The sequence below is a fragment of the Vibrio astriarenae genome, from assembly GCF_010587385.1.
GTDB lineage: Bacteria > Pseudomonadota > Gammaproteobacteria > Enterobacterales > Vibrionaceae > Vibrio > Vibrio astriarenae.
On record NZ_CP047475.1, the window covers coordinates 1122795 to 1146511 of the forward strand.

18 protein-coding genes are annotated in these 23717 nt (G+C 46.3%); 7 read left to right on the forward strand and 11 right to left on the reverse strand.

Features of this window, described 5'->3' with window-relative positions:
- Positions 1-36: 36 nt before the first annotated feature.
- The 4 genes from GT360_RS05410 to GT360_RS05425 all read right to left on the reverse strand — a co-directional run bounded on the left by GT360_RS05410 (position 37) and on the right by GT360_RS05425 (position 7458).
- The gene (locus GT360_RS05410) at positions 37-1569 is read right to left on the reverse strand and encodes a hypothetical protein (RefSeq protein ID WP_164647889.1); all 1533 of its coding nucleotides are present in this window, start codon (positions 1567-1569) and stop codon (positions 37-39) included.
- 432 nt (positions 1570-2001) lie between these two features.
- The gene (locus tag GT360_RS05415; RefSeq protein ID WP_164647890.1) at positions 2002-4824 is read right to left on the reverse strand and encodes an Hsp70 family protein; all 2823 of its coding nucleotides are present in this window, start codon (positions 4822-4824) and stop codon (positions 2002-2004) included.
- 91 nt (positions 4825-4915) lie between these two features.
- Complete coding sequence (locus GT360_RS05420; RefSeq protein ID WP_164647891.1) at positions 4916-6826, reverse strand: Hsp70 family protein; 1911 nt, start codon at positions 6824-6826, stop codon at positions 4916-4918.
- Complete coding sequence (locus GT360_RS05425; RefSeq protein ID WP_164647892.1) at positions 6826-7458, reverse strand: DUF2760 domain-containing protein; 633 nt, start codon at positions 7456-7458, stop codon at positions 6826-6828. Before GT360_RS05425 ends, GT360_RS05420 begins: the two co-directional genes overlap by 1 nt.
- 253 nt (positions 7459-7711) lie before the next feature.
- Here GT360_RS05425 and GT360_RS05430 point away from each other — a divergent pair, with 253 nt between their 5' ends.
- Entirely contained in the window at positions 7712-8242 is a 531-nt protein-coding gene (locus GT360_RS05430; protein WP_164647893.1) for a 3'-5' exonuclease, read from the forward strand.
- A gap of 15 nt (positions 8243-8257) precedes the next feature.
- Here GT360_RS05430 and GT360_RS05435 read toward each other — a convergent pair whose 3' ends face one another.
- From GT360_RS05435 to GT360_RS05445, 3 genes are all read right to left on the reverse strand, one after another.
- On the reverse strand, positions 8258-9526 hold the full coding sequence (locus tag GT360_RS05435) for an O-acetylhomoserine aminocarboxypropyltransferase/cysteine synthase family protein (RefSeq protein ID WP_164647894.1): 1269 nt from the start codon (positions 9524-9526) through the stop codon (positions 8258-8260).
- 190 nt (positions 9527-9716) lie between these two features.
- Positions 9717-11972: a bifunctional metallophosphatase/5'-nucleotidase gene (locus GT360_RS05440; protein ID WP_164647895.1), complete on the reverse strand. Its 2256-nt coding sequence runs from the start codon at positions 11970-11972 to the stop codon at positions 9717-9719.
- 377 nt (positions 11973-12349) lie between these two features.
- On the reverse strand, positions 12350-13474 hold the full coding sequence (locus GT360_RS05445; RefSeq protein WP_164647897.1) for a YibE/F family protein: 1125 nt from the start codon (positions 13472-13474) through the stop codon (positions 12350-12352).
- 386 nt (positions 13475-13860) lie between these two features.
- Between GT360_RS05445 and GT360_RS05450 the strand changes: the two genes are divergently transcribed.
- Positions 13861-14376: a putative ATP-dependent zinc protease gene (locus GT360_RS05450; RefSeq protein WP_164647899.1), complete on the forward strand. Its 516-nt coding sequence runs from the start codon at positions 13861-13863 to the stop codon at positions 14374-14376.
- Between the two features lie 106 nt (positions 14377-14482).
- On the opposite strand, the gene cydC is transcribed toward GT360_RS05450, so the two are convergent.
- The 3 genes from cydC to trxB all read right to left on the reverse strand — a co-directional run bounded on the left by cydC (position 14483) and on the right by trxB (position 19052).
- Complete coding sequence (gene cydC / locus GT360_RS05455) at positions 14483-16207, reverse strand: heme ABC transporter ATP-binding protein/permease CydC (RefSeq protein WP_164647904.1); 1725 nt, start codon at positions 16205-16207, stop codon at positions 14483-14485.
- On the reverse strand, positions 16200-17984 hold the full coding sequence (cydD, locus tag GT360_RS05460) for a heme ABC transporter permease/ATP-binding protein CydD (RefSeq protein WP_164647905.1): 1785 nt from the start codon (positions 17982-17984) through the stop codon (positions 16200-16202). Before cydD ends, cydC begins: the two co-directional genes overlap by 8 nt.
- 111 nt (positions 17985-18095) lie before the next feature.
- Positions 18096-19052 (reverse strand): thioredoxin-disulfide reductase, encoded by a 957-nt coding sequence (gene trxB, locus GT360_RS05465; RefSeq protein WP_164647906.1) that lies wholly within the window; start codon positions 19050-19052, stop codon positions 18096-18098.
- A 362-nt stretch (positions 19053-19414) separates the two neighbouring features.
- Here trxB and GT360_RS05470 point away from each other — a divergent pair, with 362 nt between their 5' ends.
- On the forward strand, positions 19415-20059 hold the full coding sequence (locus tag GT360_RS05470) for a 2OG-Fe dioxygenase family protein (RefSeq protein WP_164647907.1): 645 nt from the start codon (positions 19415-19417) through the stop codon (positions 20057-20059).
- The gene (locus tag GT360_RS05475) at positions 20056-21300 is read left to right on the forward strand and encodes a cysteine desulfurase-like protein (protein WP_239502590.1); all 1245 of its coding nucleotides are present in this window, start codon (positions 20056-20058) and stop codon (positions 21298-21300) included. The genes GT360_RS05470 and GT360_RS05475 overlap by 4 nt, the downstream gene beginning before the upstream one ends.
- Before the next feature lie 95 nt (positions 21301-21395).
- On the opposite strand, the gene GT360_RS05480 is transcribed toward GT360_RS05475, so the two are convergent.
- The gene (locus GT360_RS05480; RefSeq protein ID WP_164647908.1) at positions 21396-22220 is read right to left on the reverse strand and encodes a DUF2797 domain-containing protein; all 825 of its coding nucleotides are present in this window, start codon (positions 22218-22220) and stop codon (positions 21396-21398) included.
- A gap of 153 nt (positions 22221-22373) precedes the next feature.
- On the opposite strand from GT360_RS05480, the gene GT360_RS21810 reads away from it, so the two are divergent.
- The 3 genes from GT360_RS21810 to GT360_RS05490 are packed head-to-tail and all read left to right on the forward strand — an operon-like array spanning position 22374 to position 23565.
- Positions 22374-22532: a hypothetical protein gene (locus tag GT360_RS21810; RefSeq protein WP_204274547.1), complete on the forward strand. Its 159-nt coding sequence runs from the start codon at positions 22374-22376 to the stop codon at positions 22530-22532.
- Entirely contained in the window at positions 22532-23062 is a 531-nt protein-coding gene (locus tag GT360_RS05485; RefSeq protein WP_164647909.1) for a GNAT family N-acetyltransferase, read from the forward strand. Before GT360_RS21810 ends, GT360_RS05485 begins: the two co-directional genes overlap by 1 nt.
- On the forward strand, positions 23059-23565 hold the full coding sequence (locus tag GT360_RS05490) for an HAD family hydrolase (protein WP_164647910.1): 507 nt from the start codon (positions 23059-23061) through the stop codon (positions 23563-23565). The genes GT360_RS05485 and GT360_RS05490 overlap by 4 nt, the downstream gene beginning before the upstream one ends.
- Positions 23566-23717 lie beyond the last annotated feature (152 nt).

Below are 23717 nucleotides of genomic sequence, written 5' to 3' on the forward strand. Positions count from 1 at the left end.
AACGTGTAGGGTTTGGCACCACTTAATTAAAGGCTTCTACACAGACATTGCTGAGTAAAGAACACCGAATGTACCAAGCGCGAAGATGGTGAGTACCGCTTGCTTGGACATGATGCCATTGTTTTCAGTTGCTTTACCAAACAGACCAAACACAAGTGGGTGGACCAAGAATGGAGTGGCAAAAATGAAGGTAATCATGCTCGCGGCTTCAGCGCCAAACATGCCTCCTTGAGTTGCCGCAAAGAGACCGAAGTGGGATAGGCCTGATGCTGCTGCCATTGATGCGTTACCGATAGGCATGCCTGCAAAGTGCAAAATAGTAAAGCTGCCGAATACCGCTGTGATCTGCCAACCAAATGAGAACTGCATGAGCCCTTTCACTTCTTTTGCATCGTCACCACCCGCTTTGCGTAGGTTTACACAAGCTAGGTAGACAAACGCCAATCCAACCAATACGAGTGGCAGTGTCCAATGTACCAGCAATAGGCCACGTTCAGCGCTTGCAGCGAGGATGGTGAAAACGAAAATATGGCCAATGAAAGGAATATTGATCATGATAGGTGCGCGTGCTGACGCTGTTTTACCAAAATCTCCAGCCGTACATGCGCCAGTAAGACCTGAGTGTGATAACCCTCCAGCCATACCTGGAGCAAGGTTTCGCACGTGGTTTGCTTTTGCAAGGAAGATAAGTATTGCTAGACCACCAAACATCCAGAACATTTGACCAGCAAATCCATACACAATAACACTTTGAAGGCCAGGAATGCTGAACGCTTCAAGCATGTGCGAGCCGCCTACGAGGAACGTGCCCGTTAATAGCACAGGAATACCAGCAAAAAGAAGGGCATTCAGTGTCGGGCCCGCTTTCCATTTTGGCATCGCCATACCTAGACCCGAAGAGATCACCATAGCAAAGAATATTTGCGGTAGGCCGATGAGACTCGCAATCCAGTTAGACATGCGCAGTGAGACGATTAAGACTGCGATAATGGCAACAACTTCGATAAGTCCCTTAGTTAAATAGCCTCGCTTGTTATCAATCTTGGCTTTGCGATCGATAAGAACCAAAGCGATACCAAGACAGACATAAGCCAGCGCAACGTAAGCATCACCAAGTGGGTGGTTGACGCTGCGCCCGGTTAGCAGGGCTGACACCATCTCGATCCCCATAAGAAGGAAGAACGCGCGGATGATGTAAGTCAGTTGGGTACTGTTGGTGCCAAGGAACGCTTCATCTTTCGAGGGAACGATAAGCCCCTCTGACGAACTGTTCAGCTGATTAGCTAGCAGTTTGCGGATTTCTTGACCTCCAACGAAGAAAGTCGCGATCAGTGCGATGACGGTTGTTTGACTAAGCAGCACGATTGCCGGAAACTCTTGAAGCCCAGGCTGTGCGATACCCGACTTAACAAACAACGTGCCCATAGAAAGGCCGAGAACAACGATTACCAGAACCGCTGAATACTTGGTACCAGCTACGATGGCCCGAGCCATAATGACCATAATTGCAACAGCGATTAAAGTGAAAGATAAATGATTGAAAGCAAACAGATATGATAGATTTTCCATTCGATTACCAAATAAAGCGGTCAACTAAATGTTGAAAGTGCATGAACAAATTGGTCCGGTACGGTATCTGTTTTTACACAGGCTCAAAATTAGAAATTTGTAACGATTTTAGAAAATGTTGATGAGTTGGGTAATTTGGTGGTCAGCTGAGAAGGGTAGGTTAAGGTAATATTGTATTATGTTTTGGTTTGTTCCAATCTGATTTTTGATGGTTTGTACTTTTGCAGCAATAACTTAGCTAACACTGAGCTTGCTTAGCCTTGCGTTAAAGTGTCTAAGTGAAGGTGATAGTTTTTGGGGTGAATAATCTTTGTTTCGAAATGTAACGTGCTACAAGGGTTAGAGGTTTTTTTCAGGTTCAGTGTAAAAACTGCCGGATAGAATTTCGATCGAATTCTATCCGGCAGTTTCTTTCCAAGGCTAATTTAACGGTTAAGAACTAATTATTGATAAGCCGCTTGGCAACGTGTCACCGAACAAACGTTTTGAATCACTTTGAGTCAGCGCCTGCACATTTTCTACCATCATGAGCCATGAGTCGGGCACTTTACTCGATTTTAGTTTCTCTATCACTTTTTGACGGTAATCGTCAGAGATATCAAATTGTCGATCACCTGTTTTACGGCACATCATGACAGCAGCAAACCCAATCATCATCTCTTTGCTCCAGTCTTGCTCAAGCAGTTTTGGTAGCCATTGCTCAGCCTGTTCACGCGGAATGACATTGTGCTGACTACCATAGAGAGGGGTACGAGATGAGAGACGCCCTAATGCCCACCAGTGCGCTTGAGCAAATTGAGATTGGGTCATCGCTTTACTCAAGAACCATGAAGCCAATAACGTCTTGTCTTCAACATCTAAGTTCTCTAAAGAAGCAGAGAGTCTCACCATCGCCTCATAGCCCATATCTTGTGCTGCTTGAGCTGATTTAGGGTTCTTCATCGCGCCGGGGTGAAGATATTTGGCAATATCGGCCAAAATCGTTTCTTGTTGATCTTGGTTCAAGCCGCCTGAAACACGGCGCCAAAACACCCACCAATCACTGTAGCCTTGATGATTTTTGAACTGAATACCTTGTTGGTACAGTGACCAAGTCTGTTCGATACGCCATGAATCTGTGGGATCACCAAAGCCTGGTCGTAGACAATAACCGGACAACCTCAGCCAGTTTTTCTCGTGTTGTTCTGAGCGTCGACGGCGCTTTTTACCTTGTGAAAAGGTATCAAAAAGCTTTCTAAGTGTTGCGAAATCCCACTCCTCACGTTTACCAAGACGCTTTTCGAGATCTTTATTTAAGGTTTTGATCGCTTTGGTATCTGCGCTCTTTTTGTTGCCGCTATAGAGTCGTGTTACCAGCTCTTGGCACTCACCCAGTCTAGGGTGCAAATCCTCAGCTTCGCGTTCTTCTGCTTGCTGATTACGAACTTCAAACTCTAGTTGCCAGCGTTGGTTTTCGTCCTCAACACTCACACACTCCATCTTTAAAGTACCAACCTCAGTCAGCTGACAAGCGAGCTGTACTTCAACGCGCTCTTTCTGGTTGGCTTGCAGCTCAACGCCTTGGCTATCCAAGGTCGATATATAGGGAGGAAGTGGAGAAAATAGGTCTGGATCGATGGCACTTATTGAACCATTTTTGATTGCTTCACTGCCGACAATCGAATCGTGTGTTGAGGTTAAAAGGTTAAATCGAACAGGCTCCCCCAGAGTAAGTGCAAAGCGTCGCCCTGTTAGACGAATCTCATTGCCTTCATCTGTGCCCTTTGCTAATAGGCATAATGCTCTGCCGATTTTGTTTTTCTCTTGTAGGTGAAGGAAATAAGAGCGTGCTGCGCCACCACCGATTTTAAGTTGAGCGCCGCGTCGAGCTTTAGCGTAAGCGACGGCACCTAAAGCGACAGAAAGATCGGGATGAGGGTTATCTAGAACGGTGACAGAAGATCCTCGCCAGTTACCCAGTAAAGACGTGATACGCTCAGTCACCAGTTCGCTGTTAAAAACACCGCCATTGAGCAGCAAGCCCACAGGGATAGCCGGTTGTTCATCATCAATTGCTGTTAAATCGTTGCTGTTTAACGCTGCGCGAGAAACTTGTTGATGCTGAGTAATAAATTCCGCGACATGTTTACTCACTGCTGGGTCGGCCACATAAGGTAGGCCAAACTCGACAACAGCGCTGCGACGCTTATCTGGTGTGGCAGTGAACTCTGTTAATGGGAAGAAACCGTCGAGGGCAATCTGGTGCACTTCTTGTTTGGTTAAACCAATGCTTTTAGTGCCGCCTAATAGTTTTGAACCACTACCTAGCATAGTGATTTTGATCTCTTCTGGAGCATCGCCAGACAGCAATTGTTCTTTTGCAGCACGAGTTTGTTGGATGAGCTTAGTCAGGCTTGATGCATTGAGCTTTTTGCTTTGACTAAAGCGTTGCTCAGCCAGGTGGGCCAGGGCTAAATCGAGATTATCACCACCCAGCATAAGATGTTCGCCAACCCCAATCCTATCCAAACTAAGCGCTTCATTTTGATATTGTGCCTGAATTAAACTTAAGTCCGTCGTACCTCCACCTACGTCACACACTAAGATCAGTGGTAGGTTCTTAAGTTTGTCAGAAGCCATGTCTTGATGATGGGCGTACCAGTCGTAGCACACGGCCTGAGGTTCCTCGAGCAAAAGAATATTGCTAAGGCCAGCAAGCTTAGCTGCTTCAAGAGTGAGTTGGCGTGCTGTTTCATCGAAAGAAGCCGGTACGGTTACCACGACCTCCTGGTCTTCGAGTTTGTTACTTGGGTGTCGGTAGTTCCATGCTTGTCGAATATGGTTGAGGTAACTTGCACTCGCAATCACAGGAGAGACTTTCTCTACATCGCTCGCTCCCGCCCAAGGTAGGATATCGGAATGACGATCAACGCCTTGGTGGGATAGCCAGCTCTTTGCACTCGAGACCTGTCTACCTTCTACTTTCGCCCCTAGTTCACGAGCCCACTCACCAATGATGATGTTAGACATATCACCTGAGACAGGTTGTGCTTCCCAAGGCAGTGTCAAGTCGGCTGCGGCGATTTGCCCTTCAGCAGGATGGTAGCGGAAAGAGGGGAGAAGGGGTTTACGAACGACTTCACCCGCGCCAATTAGCTGGTCAATATCGAATAAAGTGACTGGAGAGTGTTGTAAGTTATGAGTGATTTCACAGTAGGCAACCACCGTATTGGTTGTACCCAAGTCGATACCGACTAGAAAACGAGGAGATGCCATCGCTTAGCCTCTTTGTTGTTCTTGTAGCTGTAAAAAATGGTTCTTATAGCTCTAAAAACGGCACCCTAATAGGTGCCGTTGATGGGGATTATTATGCGTTTTCTTCGCTAGAGGTGTTGTCCTCACGCACATCAAACTCAACATGCCACTTCTGGCCGTTGTCGGATGCAATTGCCTCTAAATACAGCGTACCCAGCTCTGTGACGCGAGAGGCGAGTGTGACTGGCACGACTTCACCTTCTTTTCGACCTTCAGAGACTGGCAGAGTGACATGAATTTCTGGTAGCTCTTCTAACTCGTCTGGTGCCCAATGGTCTAGGTGAGTACCTGCTTCGTCTTCACGGCGAACGGTTGAACCAAAGAATTGGAAGTGTACGGGCTGACCAATGACCAAACCAAACTCTTGGCTAGGCACTGTCACACTTGAACCCTCTTCCATACCGAAAGGTGCTACACACAGGGCTTCAAGCGGTGGAGTCATACCTGGAATCGCAGGCATCGCGCTCTCGATTCCTACGTAGTATGCCGATGCAATACCACCGCGAATACGAACACCTTGGCCACGACGAACTGAACCGTAGTAAGACGCACCGCTAGCAACAGCAAGGTCGAGGTCGACCCCCGTCAGGCGTTTTGCAGATTCTGCTTCTGCATCTATGAGCCAGGCATTAATGGTCTCTTGTAGGCGGTTTGCTAGCAGTTCTGACTTGAGTACGCCACCGTTAAACAAGATCACCGTTGGCTTGATGAAGTCAGTGTTTATCGATTGCTCTATACCTGGCATGCCCGGCATTCCGGCAAACGGGTTGTGCTCTTGTGCTGGAGCTTCACCACCTTGTGCATTCGCTTGTTTGGCAAGGAATGCCGCAATGTGACGGGTGATGCCAGCATCTTGAGCGTAAGGCAGACCCATTTGAGTCAGTGCGCCACGAGATTTCTGAACTGGGAGCTCAGTGATTGCAACTTTAGGGAAGAAGCCATCAACGAGAGTTTGTTGAACCTCTTGTTGTGTGAGCTCAGTTTTAAGCGTGGCTCCCAGCAGTTTTGAACCACGGCTAGGGACGACGATAGGTACAGCTTGCAGCTCTGCATCATTAAGTAGTGCTTCTTTAGCGTCGCGACAAGCGTGTGTCATTGCTTGAACTTGCCATGGTTGAAGCTCTTTACCGTCTTGTGCCAGTTTCATTTTTAGGCGGTAAGCAAGAGCGAGATCCATGTTGTCACCACCGAGCAGGATATGCTCACCAACCGCGATACGGTTGAGTGTCAGGTTCCCTTCATCTTCGGTGACTTCAACAAGAGATAAGTCCGTTGTACCGCCGCCGATATCGACGACAAGGACGACATCACCAACCGATACTTGATCACGCCAGCTATCGTTGCTGTTATCAATCCAGTTGTAGAGCGCAGCTTGTGGTTCTTCTAGCAGAGTTAAGTGAACAAGACCGACATTACGCGCAGCTTCTGCCGTTAAATCGCGAGCAGCAGGGTCAAAGGAAGCCGGAACAGTAATGGTCACGTCTTGTTGTGCTAACGGGTTGTTTGGGTTGGCATGATCCCAAGCTTGTTTTAGGTGCTCGAGATACAGCTCGGTCGCGCGTAGTGGAGAAACCTTCTCGACCTCTTCTGGACTGCCTGCCGGTAAAAATGCGTCGCGACGGTTAACACCACCATGACAAAGCCAAGATTTAGCACTCGCGATGAGGCGAATTGGGGTCTTAGCACCAAGGTTGCGTGCAATTGCACCGACTAGAGCGGTTGGCTCTGTTGTCCAAGGCAACACTCGAGACGCTGGATTCATTTCGTGCTCGTGCGGCTGGTACAAGAATGAGCCAAGTTGTTCGCGCGATTCGACATTACCTGGTGCAGTCAGTTGCGGCACAGGCATAACGCTAACGCGGGCTTCTTCATCTGTCGTATCGACATAAGAAAGCACGCAGTGAGTGGTACCCAAGTCGATACCAACACTGAATTTAGGGTGTTGTTGATTCATCTCTTCCATTACAGCTCAACCTCTGCTGGGGCAATGACCGATGCGTCGTAGTTTTCAGCCAGTTTTGGTAGGTTCATTGCAGATGCTTTCCAGCCTTTGTGAACCAGTGTGCCGTTAAATGGCGCAGAACCTGTTACGTTGCCAGTTAGACGAACCTGTTGTGGGTTGAAACCTTCTTCAACAGTAATGCGTGTCTCTTCGTCTTCGTTGCGAATGTGTTCAAGAGTGACATATTCAGCCAATACTTTCTGACCACCCGTGTGAATGACACGAGCAGCCGCACCAACGTCTTCATCAGAGAATGAAGTGAGGTCCTCTTTCAGGAAATCAATCAGACGTGCTTCCTGCTGCATGATAGAAAGTAGCTGCATCGCAGAATCTGTTGAGGCAGTCGCCAATTTAGACTCAACCTCGACGACCTTCTCGATCACTTTTTCGACTTCAACGACTTTTTCAACTTCGACGATCTTTTCAACCGGCTTTTCGACTTCGACAATCTTCTCGACTGGTTTTTCTACCACTTTTTCGATCGTTTTCGATTTGCGAGAGACAGCGATAAGGAGTAATAAAACGCTCGAAGCGGTTAGGCCTGCGTGCAGCATGTCGAACGTTTGTGGAATCATTTGTAAATCAAAATTCATAATCAATACTCTTGTTATGAGTGCGCTCTATTTGCGCGGTTTCATGACTTAATTTTGTGACGAATAGTAGCATATTCAAGTAATAATCCTTCATAAAAGCGTAGACAAGTGACCGAATTTCGTTCGGTTGCAGCCAATTTGGACAATTTGAGCTGTAAATCTGAGCGCTCAGAGCCTTGGATTCGATCTTTATTCGTCCCTCAGGTAGACTTTGCAACGATTCGTCACAGGTAAACAAAAGAGAAATCATAGAATGAACCACAATCGCGTCGTCTGTTTTGACCTTGAAATGTGTTGCTGGAACCAAGATGGTGTCGGCACAACGGGAGAGATCATTGAGATTGGCTTAGCTGAAATTGATTTGGTGAAGCAAGAAGTCGTGAAGCGGGCGCAATATTACGTAAAACCTGAAAAAGACGAGGTCTCTCTGTTTTGTGTCGAGTTGACGGGAATTACCCCACGCAAAATAGAGAAACAAGGAAGGCCGCTGGAGGCTGTTTTACAGTCTGTAGTCAAAAACTTTGGTGGTTCGAATAAGATCTATGCTTCTTGGGGAAGGGACGATCTTATCTTGAAGAAAGAGTGCCAAGAAAAAGGTATCGATTTACCCTTTAAAGAGTTTATCAACCTTGCCACTCTTTACCGAATTCAGAACCGCCTCAAAGATAAACGAATTGGCCATAAAGCCGCGCAAGAAGCGAAAGGGATTGATTGGGAAGGTCGCCAACACTCTGGTTATGTTGACGCCTATAATCTTGCCAAATTAGCGCTTACTATGCTGTAAGCGCTAATGATAGAGCTAGGCGTTCAGCGCTTGCTCTAGATCTTCTAAGATATCATTGATGTGCTCAATACCTACCGATAAGCGGATCATTTCCGGAGCAACACCTGCTTGAGCTTGCTCCTCTTCACTTAACTGACGGTGCGTGGTGGATGCAGGGTGACAGGCTAGTGATTTCGCATCGCCAATATTGACGAGTCGCTTGAAGATTTTTAGCGCGTCATAAAACTTAACTCCAGCCTCATAGCCGTCCTTAAGACCAAACGACAAGATTGCAGAAGGCTTCCCACCCATATATTTTTCAGCCAATGGGTAATATTGAGACTCAGGCAACCCCGCATAACTGACCCAACTCACTTTCTGGTGTTGGTTGAGGTACTCAGCAACCTTTAACGCGTTTTCTGTATGTCTTTCCATTCTTAAAGAGAGTGTCTCTAGACCTTGAAGTAACATAAACGAGTTCATTGGTGATAGAGCAGCCCCAGTATTGCGCAGTGGGACCGTGCGTGCTCGGCCAATAAAAGCAGCTTCACCGAATGCTTCAGCGTAAACCACTCCGTGATAAGAGGGCTCTGGTGTATTGAACACAGGGAAACGCTCTTTGTGTTCAGCCCACGGGAACTTACCTGAATCAATAATAATGCCACCAAGAGTGGTGCCATGGCCGCCCACATACTTGGTCAGCGAATGCACCACAATATCCGCACCGAACTCTATAGGTTTGCACAGAGCAGGCGTTGCCACCGTATTATCGACAATCACAGGAACCCCTTGAGAGTGAGCCAACTCAGCAACGCGTTCTAAGTCGATAATATTACCCGCAGGATTACCGATACTCTCACAGTAAACTGCTTTGGTATTGTCATCGATAAGCTCGGCTAAGCTTTCAGGTTTATCATCCTTGGCGAAACGAACTTCAATCCCTTGATTGGGTAACATGTGGGCAAATAAGGTGTATGTGCCACCGTACAGTTGTGGGGTAGAGACGATGTTATCACCTGCCTGAGCCAGAGTGAGAATCGCGTAGTTAATCGCCGCACTGCCCGCACTGACGACGAGACCAGCAATACCGCCTTCAAGTGCTGCCATGCGTTTTTCTAGCACATCATTGGTTGGGTTCATGATGCGCGTATAGATGTTGCCTGGTACTTCTAAGTTGAAGAGATCAGCACCATGCTGGGCATTGTCGAACTCATAGGCGACAGTTTGATAAATAGGGGTAGCGACGGATTTAGTAGTAGGGTCAGTTTCGTAGCCGAAGTGGATGGAGAGTGTTTCGTCTTTCATTAGTCTTCCTTGAGCTATGTAAAATTCAGTTCATCATAATGCCTTTTTATGAATGCAAGTACTTTGGTTGGTGTCACAGAGAAAGGTAAGAAGCCGTGATTGTTGATTGGGCAGTTCCATCATTCGCCACAAACGGAAAAAGCCTCTCATATTGAGAGGCTTTGGAAAAGGATATCTGACGAATCAGCTATTATGGCTGGTTAGCGTAGATACAGCCTTGGTATAGAGCATCACCTTCAGCTGAGCCAAATAGTGGGTTCGCAAAGTACGTTGACGCATCGTTGATGTTCACTGCTTTGTGAATTGAAGAGCGAGCACCTGCTTCTGCACGTAGGATACAGATCTCTTTGTTCTGTAGTTGTTCCCAAAGATCTTGGCCAGCACCTTCGTCTTGACGAGTTTCAATCATGCTACCTGGGTTAGTGATTGTTCCGTCAGCTTCTACGATGCCGTACTGCTTGATGTACCAATTTTGGTAGTCAAAGTCAGCTCGGTCAAGCAGCTCTTTGTCGTCTACGTAAGCAGTTAGCATGTCACGAACAGCATATACTGGCTCGTTTGTTGATTGCCATAGGTTGTCAGCTTCAGTGATCCAGCCTTTAGCAAGCATTGTCGTACCGTAACGGTAGTCATTAACTGCTAGCGTGTAAGTTGCGTCAGCATCAAAGTCAGTACCAGCGATTTCAACAATTTCAATACGCTCACCGTCGGTGATCTTGTTGCCTTCGCTGTCTTCAACACGGCCTTGCTTGCTTAGGTCAACCACGTACTTGATAGTACCGCCGAAGATGTCGTAGTTAAACGCAGGCATATCAGGGTTGAAAGATACTGTGATGTCACCTTCAACATATTGGTTGAAGTAGCTGTATGACCATTCCATGTAGTCTTTTAGCTGCTCACCTTTAATGGATACTGCAACCAGCTCGTTGTCATACATGTATAGGTTTGCACTGTCTTTCTTCTTGTACTCTTGACCGTGGAATAGGTTAGAGCCATCAGAGAAGATTGCCGCAGCAGACACATCAACTTGAATGCCCTCTGGACCTTTCTCTTCGATATTCATGATTTGAATGTCGTTGATCAGTGCAGATAGTGGCGCGTCAGCAAGTTTAGCGTTGTGAATAGTCGTGTACAGACGAAGGCCGTCATTGTTTAACACTTGCTCTTCACCAGTCGCTTCGTCAGCACCGCCGTTTGCAGAGTTTGTGAAGTTGCCTTTAACTTCGCCAATCAGTTCGTTTGCATCTGCAACTGATTCGTCGTGTACCCATTGCATTTCAGCTTGTAGTGCAGTGTCCTCTTCGATTTCATCCACTTTTAGGTTTGAAAGCGTTGTATCGACAATTTGCCACTTGCCATTATCGTCTTTCTCAAGCTCGATTTCAGCTTTAGCTAGTGCCCAGCCCCAGTTGCCTGGTTCAATGACTTTTACTTTGGTGTGACGGTTTTCTGAATTGTATTCGCCAGAGATTGACTTATCTTCAAATTCAGCTTCACCAGCTTTTGAAATCTCAAGCATTTCTTTAGTGTAATCAGAGTCTTTTTCAACCTGCTCGATGAAACGAGCATGTTCGTGACCCATGAAGATTACGTCAAACTTGTCAGCCAGTTTAGAAGCAATCTTGTGTACACCGTCGCCATTCTCTTTACGACCGTAGTGAAGTGCGCCAATAACCACATCTGGATTGTAAACATCGATTACTTCATTGACTGCAGACTCCACAGAAGTGAATTCATCTTTGAAGTCTAGGTTGCGGAAGTTGTCAGGAGACGCTGCTTGCCAAACTTTAACCCATGATGGCGTCAAACCAACGATTGCTACACGAGCACCATTAAATTCGTACACTTGGTAAGGTGGAAGTAGCGGGATTTCTTGGCCTTCAGTTTTACATTCCGTGATGTTGTCTTCCCAGATGATGTTTGAAGAGATGATTGATCCCTTGAAGCCTTCTAGGTTACGGAATAGGAACGAGCGCTCGAAATCAAACTCGTGGTTGCCTGGAACCCATAGGTCGTAATCCATGAAGTTCATCGTTTCGACAACCGGGTGAACAGGTTCACTATTAAATAGTTCTGCTGAGTTACCTTGAACCGTATCACCAAGGTCAATCATTAGCATGTTCTCAGCATTCGCGCGCTCTTCGTGAAGAAGAGTTGCAATCTTAGTGAAGCCTGCGTTTACATCTTCAGCATCAAGCGCATAGTCATATGCCCAGATACGACCGTGCATGTCACCAGTTGCACCGATAGTGATTGTTTGGTTAAACAAATCTGGGTTGTTCCCACGAACAATCATTGGGCTTTTGTTTTGGAAAGTTTTACAAACTTCCAGTTCTGGTAGATGAACTGGTGGGTTCACTACCGTATTGTTGTCATCACTGCTATTACAGCCAGCAACTACCAATGCGGCAGCTACAAGCGAAAGTGGTTTTGAAAATTTATACATTGTATTAGCGTCTGCTTTAGTAAAAGTCGGCGCTGACTATACGGATAGAATTTTAGTGTAAAACCCCTAATTAACCTTAAGTGTAACTAAATGTGTATCATGTAAGGGCGGAAACATTTATCGTTTGCGTAAACGATTGCATGTGTTTTTTTAGTGTTCTAAATTACATTTTCGCAACGGGGTAATCGGTTGCGTAAACGGTTACACTGGTCGTTAATTGTGATTCTTATCACACTTAATTGTTGTGTATAAATTTAGCGTTGCAGTGTGATGTGATGCACATTTATTTACATAATTATTATTGTATTTTGCTAATTTAGTGTTGTTTTAGATATAAAAAAACCCGCTCGAAAGCGGGTTAGTAACAATGACTTAGGTTAGCGTCGATAGATATAACTGGCGATAGCAACAGAAAATGGGATGGTGAGAATCAAACCGATACTTCCAGCAAGCGCGTGAATCATAGCTAATGAGATAGCAGGGATGTTCATAAACTGCATAACGGGCATCTGGAACCCCCACACCATCATAATGGTTGTTAAGCCACTACCGACAAAAGCAAGCACGAGCGTATTGGTCATGGTACCAAGAATGTCTCTACCAATTCGAATGGTTGCTAAAAGTCTATCCTTTTCACTCTGTTCTGGATTCGCTTCCCTGAGTTCGTGATAGGAAGAGACCATTGATATAGCGACATCCATCACTGCGCCTAGCGCAGAGATCATAATGGCGACAAACAGTAGCCAGCGAATCTGTATTTGGGCGGCACCACCGAGATAGAGAAGGTCTTCTCCTTTCTCGAGATACAGGCCATTCAGTTGTGCCATCTCTCCAAATAGCTGTGCTGCAACGCCGGCAGCGACAACTCCGGCCAAGGTACCAAGCATTGCTGACAGTGACTTCTTGTTCCATCCAGCGACAAGTAAGAAGTTAACAACGATTTTTAGATACATCAGACCCAAAGTAACTAAAACAGGATTTAAGCCAGCGAAAATAGCGGGGATAAGAACACCAATTAGAAGTGCGCCTGTAAAATAGAGCGACACCACTGAGTTGAACCCCTGAAACCCAGCGAGCAGTAGAATTAAAGCGATAATGATCCCGAGCATCCAATAAACGGCACCTGCACGATCGTGATTGAACGGCCAGTAAATAGTGCCTGATGCACGTTCCCTGATGAGAAGGATGAATGAATCTCCTTCTTGCAAATAGACATTATGAAGACGACTTATACTGTTTTCGACCTCAACCTGTTCACCTTTCTGCTCTCCCTCATTGATGGTCGCGATGACTCTTTGCCTGCCCGTCACAATACTCGGCACCATAGGGTCAGGGCGGACTTCTTCGGTGAGTATTGTTTCAGCTGTCGCTTTTACAAATGACTGCTGGTTGTAAGCAGCAGGTCGAAAGCTTTCGCTGACGATGGGTGAGAGATAAAGAATCAGTGTTGCAACAACAAGAACTGATATCGGGAACAGATAGCGCTTTATTCGAATGAGCATGATAAAGGGTCAATAATTACAAAGGGGGCATATATTAGTCATACAAAAAAATTGTGCAAGTACTGAGCAGCCCTTGAATACTTGGGGTAAAGGAATGATGACTTCGGTTGTTCCCAGTGGGGTGTGTGGATACCAGAGCAAGAAGTCATTGGTATATGTTGAAGTCGATTCCCGATGGTTATACCGAACCCAAACGAGTCAATTTGTAAAAAAATTTAAAGTAATGCTGGTGGGTTCGGTGAGTTATTTTATTGATTTTTAGTAATTTATTAGTAAACCATTAGCTAATGGTCGTTTTATAGTTGCGAGTGAAAGAAAAACTGGGTTTGACCCCAATTTAAACCTTCTTGTAGTTTATGAGTAGTCGCATTTGATAAGGAAATTTCATGAAGAGACGGAGCCTGTTAGTCATACCTTTTTTATGCTTAGGTGCAAGCCTAGGTGCCCAAGCCTCCCAATGCCCTACCGATGAAATGATCATTATAGGTGAAAAAGAGTTCGTTCACGTTCAAGATTTGAATATGGATTATCGCGCCCGAATTGATACAGGCGCCACGAGAACTTCGTTACACGCCATGAATATTGAAGTGTTGGACGGGGTAGAAGATCTTGAAGCCAATATAGGTAAGCAAGTACGTTTTATCACGGCCAATGAAATGGGTGAAAAACATCAGCATCAGGCTGAAATTGTTGCGGTACGAAGTATTAAAAATTCGTTGGGTACCGAAGTGCGATACAGTATTGCTATGACGATTGAGCGTGCTGAGAAGCCAAAGACGGTTCAGGTTAACCTGCGTGACCGAGGACGGATGGATGACAAAATACTCATAGGTCGAGATTGGCTCAACTGTGACTATCTCGTGGATGTGAGCCAGAATCCGACGTTGTCTTACGCAGACTAATGCGTAGCAGATAACAGAATTGAAAAAGGCGTTGAGATGGTTTCCCCTGTCTCAACGCCTTTTTGTCAACTCACTTATAGAAATTGGCACAAAGAGACCGATCTCATTAAGTGAGCGATTGATTGAGCTGGAAGTATCGTCCACGGGTCGAAAGCAATTCAGCATGTGTGCCTTGTTCGACAATTTGACCCTCTTCCATCAATAGTATGCTATCCATTTGATCAAGATGGCTTAGGCGGTGAGTGACAAATACGACGGTTTTGTCGGCAAACTGCTTAGTCATCAGTGCCATGATCTGCTGCTCTGTTTGTTTGTCTAAGCCCTCCGTTGGTTCATCCAATAGAACGATCGGGGAGGACTTTCTCAACACCGCCCGTGCAATGCTGATACGGCGTTTTTCACCACCGGAGAGCTGGCGACCGCCGTCACCTAACCAGGCATCAAGTCCCTGGTCTTCAAGTAGTTTTTCCAAGCCAACCTGTGCCAGTGCATGACAAAGCGCAGTGTCGTTGGCATCTGGGTTTGCCATCAGCAGGTTATCGCGTAGGGTGCCGTTGAGAATATCGACACGTTGGCTTACTACGGTCATCGCATCACGAAGTTGAACTTCGTTCCACTGCGCTAGTATACGTCCAGCGATAGAAACAGTACCACTTTGCGGGTCAAAGCTGCGGGTTAGCATTTGCAACAATGTCGATTTACCTGAACCGGTTTTACCGACGATAGCGATCTTTTGACCTTGTTTAATAGCGCATGAAACCGTCTCAAGTGCATTGCTTTGGTTGTCGTAACTAAAGCTCACATGTTCAAGCGTAATGTCCAATTCCGGGCTTAACGAATGGTGATCTTCATTAAACTCAATGCTTGGTGGAGCAAGGATCACATCATTGAGTCTGCGAGCAGAAGTCAGTGTTTGCCCGAGATATAGGAACGCGCCAGCAATCGGCATAAGAAGCTCAAAACTGGCTAGCGTCGCAAAGGCCATCATGGCGATGAGAGGATCAGGAGCGTTACCACCGATACCATCAGCAGAAATCCAAAGAATGAGCACCAGAGCCCAGCCGTTACACAACAGCATCAGCGCCTGTGCTAACCCCGTGAGGTGCGCGTTATATCTTTGATTGGCAAGAAAGCGCCATTGCGCAGATTCAATCGCTTGACGATAACGACTCTCTGCACCAAACAGTGTCAGTTCACTGTAACCTTGTAGCCAATCTAGGGTCGTAATGCGCAGATTCGCTTTTTCGTTAGTGAGTGATTCCCCGTTGCGCTTTCCGAGCTTGTAAAACAGTATCGGCCAAACAATGAGCAACACCATCAGAATAGCCCCCAAGGTGAGGCCTACGGTGACGTCAAACCAGCACAAAAATGCGGTCAATAGAGCAATGCCACACACGCCTACCACCATAGGGCTGATAAGTCGCAGATAAACATGGTCCATCGCGTCAACATCTGAAACTAGACGGTTTAGTACGTCAGCATCACGAAAGTCGCTGGCTTTACCCGGGAAAAGTGGAGCAAGTTTTTCAAAGAAGAACAGACGTAAATCAGTGAGTAGCTTGAATGTCGCGTCATGACTTACGACGCGCTCACCCCAACGACCAGCGGTACGACCCATGGCGAAGCCACGCACGAACGCGCCCGGTAACATGTAGTTGAAGGTTTCACGGGCAATCGTCAATCCAGCAACGGCTGCGGCAGACAAGAACCAGCCTGAAAGGGTTAATAGGCCAATGGAAGCGGCTGTCGTGAGCAGTGCGAGGATCATTCCTAGTGTTAGGCCGAACCAATGTTTACGGTATAGAGCGAGGTAAGGTCTAAGTTCACGCATCAAGATTCTCCTTATTCGCTAGCGCTAACGCGTTATTTGCCGCCAGTAATTGTTTAAATAGGCCGTCTTGATGTTTGAGCTGCTCAAAATTCCCTTGCTGGCTGATGCTACCCGTCTCCATCACTAAGATCTGCTCAACGGAAGTGAGTTCTGACAGCTGGTGGGTGATCATGAGAGTGGTCGCGTTTTTAGTGGCGGTATCTAGGCCTTGCCAAAGGAGTTTTTCACTGCGTGCATCCAGGCTCGCTGTTGGTTCGTCCAATAGCCAGAACCCTCCGTTTTGAATGATGGCGCGGGCAACGGCTAAGCGCTGTGCTTGTCCGACAGAGAGACCAGAAGAGCGGTCTGATATTTGATGGTCTAAGCCGAGTTTGGTAACAAAGTCATCCGCATGCGCTTGCTCAATGGCTTGGTTTACTTGCTCAAGTTTGGTCTGTTCGTTGCCGAGAGTGATATTGTCTAGAATGCTGCCATGCAGCAACATCGGGTTTTGACCCACCCAACTTATGTTGCTGCGCCAAGTCATGATATCAAGCTCACGAAGCTCGATGCCATTAATTTTTAGTGAGCCTTTATATGGTAAGAAACCAAGGATAGCGTTGACTAAACTGGTTTTGCCAGCGCCACTTGGGCCGACAATCGCGGTACGTTGATTAGCACGCAGTGTGAATGTCACAGAACTCACTAATACTTTACCTTCAGCGCTGAAAACGGAAAGGTTGTCAGCCTCGATCGTCACATCGCCGTGAGGTAATGGTAGTGAGCCTTGAAGAAGGGCGGTGATATCAGTCTCTAGAAATTCAACAATGCTTTCTGCAGCGCCAATGGCTTGCTGCTTGGCATGGTAGAAGGTGCCAAGGTCTCGAAGAGGTTGGTAAAACTCGGGTGCAAGAATCAAGATGAACAAGCCAGCAAACAGTGAAACGCCGGCACCATAATGTCCAAAATTGAGCTCACCGATAAAACTAAAACCAAAATAGACCGCAGTGATCGCAATTGAAATCGAAGTAAAAAACTCGAGTACCGCTGATGATAGAAAGGCAATACGCAAAACATCCATGGTACGCTTGCGGAAAACCTCTGACGCGCCACGCATGACATCTGCTTCATGGGCTGTACGGTTGAAAAGGCGAATGGTACTCATCGCTTGAAGACGGTCATAGAAATGACCAGACAGGCGCTGTAGCGCTTTGAAGTTCTTGCGGTTAGCATCGGCGGCTTTTCGGCCGACTAGACTCATAAAAATGGGGACGAGTGGCGCGGTAATCAAAAAGATTGCAGCGGCTGCCCAGTTGATAGGGAATACGACAACAAGAATAATCAGAGGGATAAACACTGACAGTGACATCTGCGGTAAATAACGCGAGAAGAAGTCCTGCATGTCATCGACTTGTTCGAGTAGTAAGGTGGCCCATGCACCCGCTGGCTTACCTTTGATATAAGCCGGCCCCATCGATTCAAGCTTATCCAGGATCTGCTGGCGAATGACGACGCGTACTTGCTCACCACAGCGAAACCCTGCGATTTCTCTCGCCCATGCACTGCCTGCTCGTAAAGCGGTAGTAATGACAATACCGATAAAGTGCGGCACAAGTTGAGCCTTGTCGATTTGCTCGATAATGAGCTGGTGAAGAATGGTAGCAATAAGTGCTGCTTGAGCGAGCAAAATGAAACTTGAGAAAACCCCAAGCCCAATCGCAGTCAGTAACCAGCGATTTGCTAGCTTACTTTGTTGCTTGAGCCATTTGTTCAAGTTCCGTTGTTTGGTTGTATCCATTATATGAAGGCTTGTTATTGATTTGGATGTAGGGGTAGGAGTATACAAAAGAAAGCCCAGCGAGAATACCGCTGGGCTTTGTGGTTATCGAACTTTTTAAGCGCTTGGAGTTTAGTCGTTTAAGCTGTCTAGGAATCGTTCTGCATCCAGTGCGGCCATGCACCCTGTACCAGCAGAAGTAATCGCTTGGCGGTAGTTATGGTCCATAACATCACCCGCAGCAAACACACCAGGTACGCTAGTTTGTGTCGCATTACCTTCAAGACCAGATTGCACGGTGATGTAGTCCCCGTTCATATCAAGCTGACCTTTAAAGATCGCCGTATTTGGTTGGTGGCCGATAGCGATGAATGTGCCCATTACCTCGAGATCTTCAGTCGCATCTGAGTGCGTGTCCTTGATACGCACACCTGTCACACCCATATCATCGCCCAGGACTTCGTCCAGCACACGGTCGGTGTGTAGAACGATGTTGCCGGATTCAACTTTATCCATCAGGCGTTTAATTAGGATTTTCTCGGCACGGAAGGTGTCACGACGGTGAATTAGGTGAACTTCAGAAGCGATATTTGATAGGTAAAGTGCTTCTTCAACCGCAGTGTTACCACCACCGACAACCGCTACTTTTTGGTTGCGGTAGAAGAACCCGTCACAAGTTGCACAAGCAGACACACCACGCCCTTTAAAAGCTTCTTCGGAGTCAAGACCAAGGTATTTCGCTGAAGCACCCGTTGAAATGATCAGGGCATCACAAGTGTATTGGCCAGAGTCACCTTTTAGCTTGAATGGACGTTCACTTAAGTCTACTTCGTTGATGTGATCAAATACGATTTCAGTCTCAAAACGCTCGGCATGCTCTTTCATGCGTTCCATTAGACCTGGGCCGGTAAGATCTGCAGCATCGCCTGGCCAGTTTTCCACTTCAGTTGTGGTTGTTAGCTGTCCACCTTGCTGCATTCCGGTCACGACAACCGGGTTCAAGTTGGCACGTGCAGCGTAAATCGCTGATGTGTATCCAGCTGGACCTGAACCAAGAATTAATAATTTACAATGCTTTACGTCGCTCATGTGGGCTCCATTTCCTCTAACGGGAGAATTTAAGTTGTCTGATTGTATGGGAGAATGTTCAGGTTGAAAAGAGATACGGTGAGCTTTTATCAGGACTTTTTATGACTAAAACGAATCATACTAATCGTTTTTTTATAAGGTGAATTCTAAGGATTAAATCCTGATAAAGATTAAGGATATTGCAGTGAAATTCACTAACAAGAGTAATGGTGTTATATTCTGATAATTAATGGATTGTTAGCTTATGTATCTTAATTTCGGGTCAGGATAATCATAAATTCCATCACAATTTGAATATGCAGAATATATGATCAATACTTCAAGTGTGTAAATAAAATGTTAAATCAACTAAGGAGAACAGGATGTTTCCCTCTCACACCAATACACTGCACTTGACCTCTTTGAGTCATGATGCGGTGGATCAACTATCACCCTCATTCAACTTATTGCCTCACACTGAGCATGCTGATGGCCAATATCGCTTGAGACGTTACTCGGTGATTCGCATTCAGCACGGTGAGGTAGTGGAAACGGATAAGCATGATTTCGTGCAAACCGATCAGATAAATCATTTTCAAGGCAATGTTGTTCGACAATTTGAGCCGTTGTTGCCGCAGACGTTGAAGAGTAGTGGGTTTAGAGAAATGTGCGAACTGTTCATTGAAACCAATCTGCTCTCAGATGACCAGGAGATCGAGGTGCACCAGATGCGCATCGCTGCGGTCTATGATGAGACTCAAGTCGCACCGGAAGGCGTGCATCAAGATGGTTTTGATTACATCGCGCTGATCGGAATTGATAGACACAATATTGTCGGAGGCGAGGTGTTGCTCTACCAAGACAATCACGCAGCGCCTTTCTATCGTAAGGTTTTAGAAAACGGCGAAATTGCCATGCTCGATGACCACAAGCTTTGGCATAACGCGATGCCAATAAGAACAGTCGACCACAACGAAGAAGGGTATATGGATGTGTTCGTGCTCACTGCGAGGAAGCGTCAATCATGATGAAACATAATCAAGATTTAGACATTGAATTAGTGCGCTCTCAGTTTCCCGCGTTACATCAAAGATACAAGGAAAAACCCGTGGTCTTTTTTGATGGACCTGGTGGATCTCAAGTTCCTCAGTCGGTACTTAATGCGATGTCAGAGTATCTTGGACAGTTTAATTCAAACTTAGGCGGACATTTCTTCTCGAGTGAAAAGACGGTTGCGCAGGTGGAGCAAGCAAGAGAATGTGCTAGAGCACTTTTCAATGCATCGAGTGCGGAGAGCATTGTATTTGGTGCCAATATGACCTCGTTAACTCTATCCTTGAGCCGAAGTATCAGCCGAGATTGGCTTCCGGGAGATGAAGTTGTGGTGACTGGCTTGGATCACTATGCCAACGTATCGAGCTGGGTTGAGGCGGCGAAGGATCGTGAAGCAAAAGTGTATCAGGCGCGCATCGATCCAGTCACTGGAGGCCTAGATGTTGACCATACTATTGACCTAATCGGCAAAAAGACCAAATTAGTCGCATTAACGCTGGCTTCAAATACGACAGGAACGTTAGTTGATGCCAAACCGATTATCGAAGCCGCACACAAAGTCGGAGCGAAGGTATATCTTGATGCGGTTCACTTGATGCCGCATCAGCTGATTGATGTCGAGTCCTTAGAGTGTGACTTCGCGGTGTGCTCAGCGTATAAATTTTTCGGTCCTCATCTTGGGATCGCGTATATCGCTCCGCAATGGTTACAAACCCTAGAACCCTATAAGGTCTTGCCAGCGGCGAATATCGGTCCGGGACGCTTTGAAACCGGAACGCTCAATTTTGAAGCGCTTGCTGGCTTTTGCGCTGCGGTTGATTATCTTGCGGGGTGGGGGACTGGCAAGGGTGATCTAAGAGACAGATTGGTATCTAGTTACCAGCAAATAGGTCGCTATGAAGAGAGTTTGAGTGCCTATTTTCTGCAGCAAATAGCGTCTATTTCAGGTGTGACCGTGTACGGCCACTATCAAGCGGATACCGGATTAAGAACCCCAACGTTTGCGATCAATATTGATAATTACTTGCCACAAGATGTCGCGAAAATGCTTGGTGAGCAAAATATCTGTGTTTGGAGTGGGTATTTCTATGCCCCTGAGTTGATCAAGCAGCTTGGAACGAAAGAGCGTGGAGGTGTGGTGCGAATAGGTATGATGCACTACAACACATTCGAAGAGATAGACAAGCTCAAGCGCGCAATTGAAGCACTGCAATAATGAGCTTTCCCACTAGAATCAAACTCTCCCAACATCCATTAGTAATAATGATGACATTTGGGAGAGCTTTGTTTTTTTTGGGGGGGGCGGGATCGCTATGCGCTCACTTCGACTTCGTAAGAAGTGAACTTACGCACATTAATCACACCCGTATCAAAGATCAGGTATTGCCCTTTAATGCCCTGCAATGTGCCCGTTACCTCAGGGCTCTTATCAAAGTTATGCGATGTAATCTTAACCGGGTGTTGTTCAACCGGATAATGGAGAGGCGTGATCGCTTCATCTAGTACGGTGACGGCGTCATCACCAAACTGCGCCTTAATCTCTGCGATTCGTGGTGCCGCTAACTCAAGGAGTTCTTTTGCACGCTCTTCAAGCGGCAGTGGGTCACCATCGCCTTTTAATAGCGTGCGCCAGTTGGTTTTGTCTGCAACATGTTTAGCAATTTCGATCTCTACCAGACCTGAAATATGGCGTGTCTTCACTTTTAGGATCGGTAAGCCCTGCGTCGCGCCTTGATCAATCCAACGGGTTGGTATTTGTGTGTGGCGGGTGATTCCGACCTTAAGGCTCGAGGTGTTAGATAGGTAGACAAAATGATCCACCATACAGTTGGCTTCACCCCATTCAGGTTCACGGCAGGTACCGGCATCATAATGGCAGGTCTCTGGTTTCATGATACACATGTCGCAACTGGCGAGCTTCTTCATACAGACGAAACAGTGCCCTTGGGAGTAACTTTTCTTGGTTTTCTTGCCGCAGCTACAACAAAAAATATTGCCAGTATGCGTTAGAGTCACGGTCTTACCAATCAATGGGTTGAGCTCGATTAACTCTTCTCCGACAGGTAGGCGATAGGAAACATCACCATCTAAGCTGGCTTTCATCTTGCTCAGCGTTCCTTTTGCGATAATCGACATTGGCTTCCTTTATATTTTTATATTCAGATGGTGACTATCTTACTTCGCAACATGAGCAAAATGAACGGATAGTTAGTCAAGTGGCCGAGAATTGAACAGCTCAGGCGGTGGTGATAATCTCAATGCATAAGTTAGTTTAGCAAAGGAGTTGCTATGGATATGCGTTGTGGTCACTGCCGCCACTTTACTCGAACTCGCAATAACCAAAAAGATCTGTGTGGTGCTTGGGATCAACAGACGGTGGCCGATCGCGTAGTATGCCCATCATTTATCCCCCGTAATGCCGGAAAAATGAAAAAGGAGCACCGTTGATGTTCGTGATGCACGTTGATCAAGACATTGAGCTTGCACTTGTACAGCCCTCTTTTGCTGAGCGGTATCTGCAGCTGCTTAACGAAAATTTAGATTACCTCAGCGAGTGGCTTGCTTGGCCTCCCCATATAGAAGGGATTGGTGACTTTGAGTCCTTTATTCAGCAATCATTGCACGATTATGCCGATGGTAAGTCGATGACATGTGCCATTGTCTACCAACATCAAGTGGTCGGAAATATCAGTTTTAACACGATTAGCCACACGCTGAGCCGAGTTGAAATCGGTTATTGGTTGGCTGAACCTTATCGCGGAAAAGGCATCGTCACTCGTGCCGTTCAGTTTCTCGTTAATTATGCATTTAACCAACTCAATATTGATAAAGTTCAGATATCAGTCGCTACCGGCAATACGGCTAGTCGCAATGTCTGCGAACGCCTGGGATTTGAACTTGAAGGCATCATTCGCTGCGCAGAAAACCTCAATGACCGTGTTGTCGATCATGCTGTTTATGGAGTAATAAAGTCATGAGCGAACCCATCTTAACGACTCCTAGGGTGATATTATTTGATTGGGGCGATACCTTGATGGTGGATGACCCAAGTCAGCAGGGAAAAATGTGCTTATGGCCAAAGGTCAGTGCAACCGTTGGGGCACAGGATGTGTTAAAGAAACTGTCACAGCATTTTCCCATCTATGTCGCCACCAATGCTCAAGACTCTAGTGTTGCAGATATTGAAGCGGCATTTTCGCGAGTTGACTTGTCTCAATATATCTCTGGTTATTTTTGTTTCGACAATTTGTCGGTAGGGAAAGACCATACTGACTTTTATCCAAGGATTGCCAGCAAACTCAATGTCGATGTTCAAGACTTGCTAATGGTTGGCGACACTCTAGACAAAGACATCTACCCCGCTTTAGATGCGGGACTGCAAGCGATTTGGTTTAATCCTGCAAACACGACAGAACTTGGCAGTATGACGGCTATCCAAGCACTGGTTGAATTGACTGCCCTGTTTGAGATTAAGAGTTAAACCCTAATTCTTGATAGGGGGAGTAGATAGTAGTTGATGGTCAATGTTTGAGCGCATTTCCGTATATGCTCTAAAGTGCTTAAGGGGTGAAATTCTGTTCCTACGCCTTCAATATCCCCCCTTGTTTTCACGTAAGAGGGGGAAAGTAATGA